Genomic DNA, 5,103 nt, shown 5'->3' with positions numbered 1-5,103 from the left:
GGGAGGGGGAGGAGGAGGCAGGTGCTGGTGGCGTGGGCTATCAGGCGGTCGGTGGCGTCGGTGATGCGAGCCTCCGCCAGGGCCGTACGGCGGCCGCGTTGCAGCACCGTCCCCTCGCAGCGCAGGGTGCCGCTGTCGACGGTGACCGGGCGGAGGAACTTCACGTTGAGGTCCAGCGAGGTGTAGCCGACGCCGGCGGGCAGGGTGGTGTGCACGGCGCACCCCGCGGCGGTGTCCAGCAGGGTCGAGAGCACGCCACCGTGGACGCTGCCGAGCGGGTTGTAGTGGAACTCCTGTGGAGTCAGCTCGACGACGACCCTGCCCTCGTCGGCTTCCATCCGGGTCATGTCGAGAAGGTGCATCACCGGCGGCGCGGCCAATTCGCCGGCGATCATCGCCCGGAGCATGTCCAGACCGCTGCGTCGACCGACCTGGGCGGCGTTGGCCGACGGGTCTGCCCAGGTGAAGGTACGGCTGCGCACTGGTTCCTCCGTCTGCGTCATGGACGCAGCCTGGCAGGAGGTTGCTGAGTCTGTCAACGAGATCTAGCCTGGTCGGATGCGACCCGTGGCTCTGGACTGGTCAGTGGAGAACTGCACCATCGCCCGCGCGATGGAGGTCCTCGGTGAGCGGTGGACCCTGGTGGTGCTCCGCGAGGTGTTCACCGGCGTCCGCCGCTTCGACGACATGCGGGTCCGCACCGGCATTCCGCGTCAGGTGCTGACCAACCGGCTCGCCAGCCTGGTGGAACAGGGCGTGCTGAGTCGCGAGCCGTACCGGGAGCCCGGCAGTCGGCTGCGCCACGAGTACCGGCTCACGGAGAAGGGCCTGGATCTGTGGCCGGTGCTGGTTGCCGTCCTCGGTTGGGGCGACCGGTACCTCGCCGACGCTGAGGGCCCGCCGCTCAGTGTCACGCACCGCGACTGTGGTGCCGAGGTGCGCGTCGAACTGCGCTGCGCCGACGGGCACGACGTGGGCCGGCCCCGCGACGTGGTGCCCAGTCCGGGCCCCGGCGCCCGTCGCCGTACCCCCTGACCCGATCCCGCCGCGCCCCCGGACGTCCGTGGCCCGCCGCACCCTGTCGCCCGTCGCACGCCCGTCGCACGCCCATCGCCCATCGCTCGTCCCGTCGTCCGTCGCCGTGCCGTCCCGGTGCGCGGAGCACCCGACGTCTGGCGCGGAAAGGCATCGATGATCGTGCGCGCCAAATGTGGACCGGGTGTCGGTTGGGTGTGACGGTGGCTGTTCACCAGCGTGTCAGGGGTGTTGCGGCCATGTGGCCAACCGAGATCGGTGAATCCGGGCGAATCCAAGCCTTGTTAATGATCTTAAGTATGTGAATACTTCAGTCTCAGCTGGCCGATTTCCCCAGATCGGCCGCGTTGCCCCTCGGGTCAGTCGCCCCCGGCAGACCCGCTCCCCCGCCCAGGAGGTTTGTTACATGCGACCCACGAGGTCCTCATTCCGCGTTGCGGCCACAGTCGCCGTTTCCGGAACCCTGGTCGTCGGCTCGCTCATCGGCGCGCCCGCCCAGGCCGCTCCTGCCGCGTCCCCCGACGCCGCCGCCGCGATCTCCGCGGAACTCGGCGACCGCTCCGCCGGCTCGTACATCGACGCCAGCGGCAAATCCGTCGTCACCGTGACCGACGCGGCCGCCGCCAGCAAGGCGAGCAAGGCCGGCGCCGTCGTCCGCTACGTCACCCGCGGTGCCGCCGAGCTCAACCGGGCCACCGCCGAGCTGGAGCGCTCCGCCAAGATCCCGGGCACCGCCTGGTGGAGTGACCCGGTCACCAACCAGGTCGTCGTCTCCGTCGACAGCACCGTCACCGGGGCCAAGCTGGAGCGGGTCAAGGCCGCCGCCGCGCGGGCCAACGGCGCGGTCCGGGTCGAGGCCGAGGCGGGCGTGCTGAGCACCCGGATCTCGGGTGGCCAGGCCATCTACGCCGGCGGGGGCGGGCGTTGCTCGCTCGGCTTCAACGTGCGCAGTGGCAGCACCTACTACTTCGTGACGGCCGGGCACTGCACCAACATCTCGGCCAGCTGGTACTCGAACTCCGCCCAGACCTCGCTGCTCGGCACCCGTACCGGCACCAGCTTCCCGGGCAACGACTACGGCATCGTGCGGCACAACAACTCGGCCAACGCCGCCGGCAACGTCTCCCTCTACAACGGCAGCTTCCGCGACATCACCGGCTCGGGCAACGCGTCGGTCGGCCAGTCGGTGCAGCGCTCCGGCAGCACCACCGGCCTGCGTAGCGGCTCGGTGAACGCGACCAACGCCACGGTGAACTACGCCGAGGGCTCGGTCTCCGGTCTGATCCGCACCAACGTCTGCGCCGAGCCGGGCGACAGCGGCGGCTCGCTCTTCGCCGGCGGCACCGCCCTGGGCATGACCTCCGGTGGTAGCGGCAACTGCCGCACCGGTGGCACGACCTTCTTCCAGCCGGTCACCGAGGCGCTGAGCCGTTACGGCGTCAGCGTCTTCTGATCCACGCACCGCTCGCGGGCCGCCGGAACTCTCCGGCGGCCCGCGTCGCGTTTGCTGCCACCGAACTGCGCCGACACCATGAGAACGCGACGGCGGTCAGCCGGGACCGGACGGTCTCGGCCGCCGCCGGGAGACCAGCACGGCGGCCAGCGGTACGCCCGCCTCGGCGGCCGCCGCCAGCCGCTCGGTCAGCCCGATCCATGCCCCGTCGGTGAAGAACTCGACGGCGAACCAGCCGACCAGCCCGAGGAGGACCACCGCCGCCGCGAGCGCCACCCGGCGTACGGGAGCCGGCCCCTCGCCGGGCGGGTGGCGGTGCTCGCGGGCGAGGGACGGCGCTGCTCGACGGGGCACCGCCAGGGCCGGCCAGACGGCCAACGCGCCGAACGCCACGCCGGCGGCCACGACGTGCGTCGTCGAGCTGCCCGTCGCGTTCTGCGGGAACGCGACCAGGACCAGGGTCGCCAGCCCGCCCAGCGCGAGCAGCGCTCGGCCCGCCGGCGCGGCGCTGACCAGGCCGAGCGCGGTCGTCAGGTGACACAGGCCCAGGCCGGCCAGCCCGATCGTCATGATCCAGCGATCGTCCGCTCCGGTGGCGGCAAGCGCGCTGATGGTCTGCCGCACCGGGTCGAATCCGTCGTCCTGGGCGGCCTGCGCCAGGGTCCAGCCGCCGATGAGAAACAGCGGTGCGCCACCGGCCGACAGCAGGGCCCAACGGGGAACGGCAGACATCGGGCGATCGTAGCGGTGCGACCGGAGCATTTCCTGGGTCGCGCGCTCCGTGCGGACGGACGACGCCGAGGGCGCGGCTCGTCGGCGGGCGGACGCGGACGCCGGACCAGGCGGGGACGGCGACGCCGGACCAGGCGGGGTGCGGCGCCAGAATCAGGCGGGGCGGCGGCGCCAAGATCAGGCGGGGCGGCGCCTTACGGCAGTCGGTCGCGTCGCCCGGGTGCCGGCCCGTCGGGTGGTCCGAGCGGATCCGGCGGTACGACGCCGATGGTCGGCAGGTCAGGGCCGACGCGTACGGTGCCGCCGGTCGACCAGGCGAGGTGCGCCCGCCGGGCGGAGAGGACCGCCAGCAGTGGCCAGAGGGAGACCGCCACCGCCGTCACCCGCTCGGCCAGCCCGGTGCGGGACCCACTGGTCACCTCGAACGCGCACCAGCCGAAGAGCGCGAGCAGCACGAGCGTGGTGCTCAGCCCCACCGCCCGGCGGAACGCCCAGGGCGGCTCCGGTCGGGTGTGGTGGCCGCTCGGCAGCCGTAGTGCCGATCCGGCCGGCCAGAGCACCAGGGCGAGGACGGCCACCGTCGCCGCGACGCCGTGGCTGAGCGAGCCGCCGACCGGGGGCCGGGGAAAGGCGACCAGCGCGATGGTGGCCACCCCACCGATCGCGAGCAGGAAGCGGCTGGGCAGTCCGGCCGCGTGCAGTACGGCGGCGACCGACAGGTAACAGCAGCCGAGCAGCACCAGGGCCACCACCATGATCCAGGCGTCGGTGGCGTCCTGTCCTGCCAACTCGCTGATGGTGTCCCGGACCGGGTCGTACCCGACGGGCTGTCGGGCCTCCGCCACCGTCCAACCGGCCACCAGCAGCGCGGGTGCCGCCGCCGCCGTGGCGACGGCCCAGTTCGGTACGGGCCGCATTTCGCCACGTTAACCGGCGAGACGGTCGGTTGAATCGGATTCGCCCGGCTTCAGCCTGCGCTGACCATGGCGTCGGTGAGGATGACCGACCCGCCCGGATACTTGCACTGCACCCGCAGCGTCAGCTCGTCGGCCCCTTCGAGGTCGGCGACGAGCTTCTGCGGATTGTCCATCCGTGCGTCGAACTGCTGACCCCGCGTCACTCGGGTGATCGTTCCGTCCTTCTGCCGAATCGCAACTTGCGCATAGACGAGAACGATGCCATCGCGCTCGTCGTCAGAGGAAAAGAATGGTCGTACGGTCGAGGTGAGATCGAGATAACGGCGCTGGAGCCGATACGTGACGTCGCGTTGTTTGTCCGCACCGGCATTCGTCGGGCAGCCGATGACGACCGGACGGTCGTACTCGGGTTGGCCGGCCAGCTGGCGCGGCAGCTTCCCGAGATAGGCCGCCCCGGCCTCGACGGCCAGAGTGTCCAGCCGGACGGACCGGGCCGGGACCGGGGACGTCGACGTGTCCGGGCCCGGGTTGGCCCGCGACGGTGCCGCCGGCTCGGTTTCCGGGGTCGACGCGCTCGCGGCCGGCCTGCCCGGCCCAACCTTCCAGTCGAAGACGTCCCTGGCCAGGGCGGCCGCCGCGATGAGCACCCCGAGCACCGTGAGAGCGACGGCCACCTGCGCGCCGCGACGGGCCGGCATTGGCGTCGGTGCCTGGCTCGAATCCTGCATATCCGGCATCTACCTCTCCACCACGGACGTTGGGATCGGGCCGCTGATATCTGACGGCTCTCGGTCAGATCGCGTCGGCGAAGAATACTCTGTCCCGAGCAGTGGCGAGTTACTGATAACGTGCCGATCCCGAGCCCCAACCCCTATCCGACGTTGACTTCTGCCGATGCAGGAGGTTTTAGCGATGAACCAACCCGATCCGCGCGCAGAGCAGCCCGCTCCCACCCCCGGTCCCGCC

At 71.7% G+C, this 5,103-nt stretch carries 6 protein-coding genes; 2 read left to right on the top strand and 4 right to left on the bottom strand.

Going from position 1 to position 5,103, the window contains the following annotated elements; all coding sequences use genetic code 11:
* Positions 1-503, bottom strand: a 503-nt coding sequence (locus tag DLJ58_RS00545) for a PaaI family thioesterase (RefSeq protein WP_148097954.1), incomplete at its 3' end; no start/stop codon positions are given.
* Positions 504-558: 55 nt separating this feature from the next.
* Between DLJ58_RS00545 and DLJ58_RS00540 the strand changes: the two genes are divergently transcribed.
* Together DLJ58_RS00540 and DLJ58_RS00535 are read left to right on the top strand one after the other, a co-directional pair.
* Positions 559-1,035 carry a winged helix-turn-helix transcriptional regulator gene (locus DLJ58_RS00540; protein ID WP_124853359.1) on the top strand — a complete coding sequence of 159 codons (477 nt, stop codon included), beginning with the start codon at positions 559-561 and terminating at the stop codon, positions 1,033-1,035.
* A 406-nt stretch (positions 1,036-1,441) separates the two neighbouring features.
* Positions 1,442-2,488 carry a S1 family peptidase gene (locus tag DLJ58_RS00535; RefSeq protein WP_124853358.1) on the top strand — a complete coding sequence of 349 codons (1,047 nt, stop codon included), beginning with the start codon at positions 1,442-1,444 and terminating at the stop codon, positions 2,486-2,488.
* A gap of 96 nt (positions 2,489-2,584) precedes the next feature.
* On the opposite strand, the gene DLJ58_RS00530 is transcribed toward DLJ58_RS00535, so the two are convergent.
* From DLJ58_RS00530 to DLJ58_RS00520, 3 genes are all read right to left on the bottom strand, one after another.
* Positions 2,585-3,220, bottom strand: coding sequence for a DUF998 domain-containing protein (locus DLJ58_RS00530; protein ID WP_158629532.1), 636 nt, complete (start codon positions 3,218-3,220; stop codon positions 2,585-2,587).
* A 194-nt stretch (positions 3,221-3,414) separates the two neighbouring features.
* Complete coding sequence (locus tag DLJ58_RS00525; protein WP_124853356.1) at positions 3,415-4,137, bottom strand: DUF998 domain-containing protein; 723 nt, start codon at positions 4,135-4,137, stop codon at positions 3,415-3,417.
* Positions 4,138-4,187: 50 nt separating this feature from the next.
* Complete coding sequence (locus DLJ58_RS00520; RefSeq protein ID WP_124853355.1) at positions 4,188-4,874, bottom strand: hypothetical protein; 687 nt, start codon at positions 4,872-4,874, stop codon at positions 4,188-4,190.
* Positions 4,875-5,103 lie beyond the last annotated feature (229 nt).

The sequence above is a fragment of the Micromonospora arida genome (genome assembly GCF_003857035.1).
GTDB classification, from domain to species: domain Bacteria; phylum Actinomycetota; class Actinomycetes; order Mycobacteriales; family Micromonosporaceae; genus Micromonospora; species Micromonospora arida.
The sequence above is the reverse complement of the archived record's forward strand: the minus strand, read 5'-3'. Positions and strand labels throughout refer to the sequence as shown.

Bases quoted from the DNA above. Each gene is read 5' to 3' on its own strand.
- DLJ58_RS00540 (WP_124853359.1), top strand. From the start codon at position 559: ATGCGACCCGTGGCTCTGGACTGGTCAGTGGAGAACTGCACCATCGCC.
- DLJ58_RS00530 (WP_158629532.1), bottom strand. From the start codon at position 3,220: ATGTCTGCCGTTCCCCGTTGGGCCCTGCTGTCGGCCGGTGGCGCACCG.
- DLJ58_RS00535 (WP_124853358.1), top strand. From the start codon at position 1,442: ATGCGACCCACGAGGTCCTCATTCCGCGTTGCGGCCACAGTCGCCGTT.
- DLJ58_RS00525 (WP_124853356.1), bottom strand. From the start codon at position 4,137: ATGCGGCCCGTACCGAACTGGGCCGTCGCCACGGCGGCGGCGGCACCC.
- DLJ58_RS00520 (WP_124853355.1), bottom strand. From the start codon at position 4,874: ATGCCGGATATGCAGGATTCGAGCCAGGCACCGACGCCAATGCCGGCC.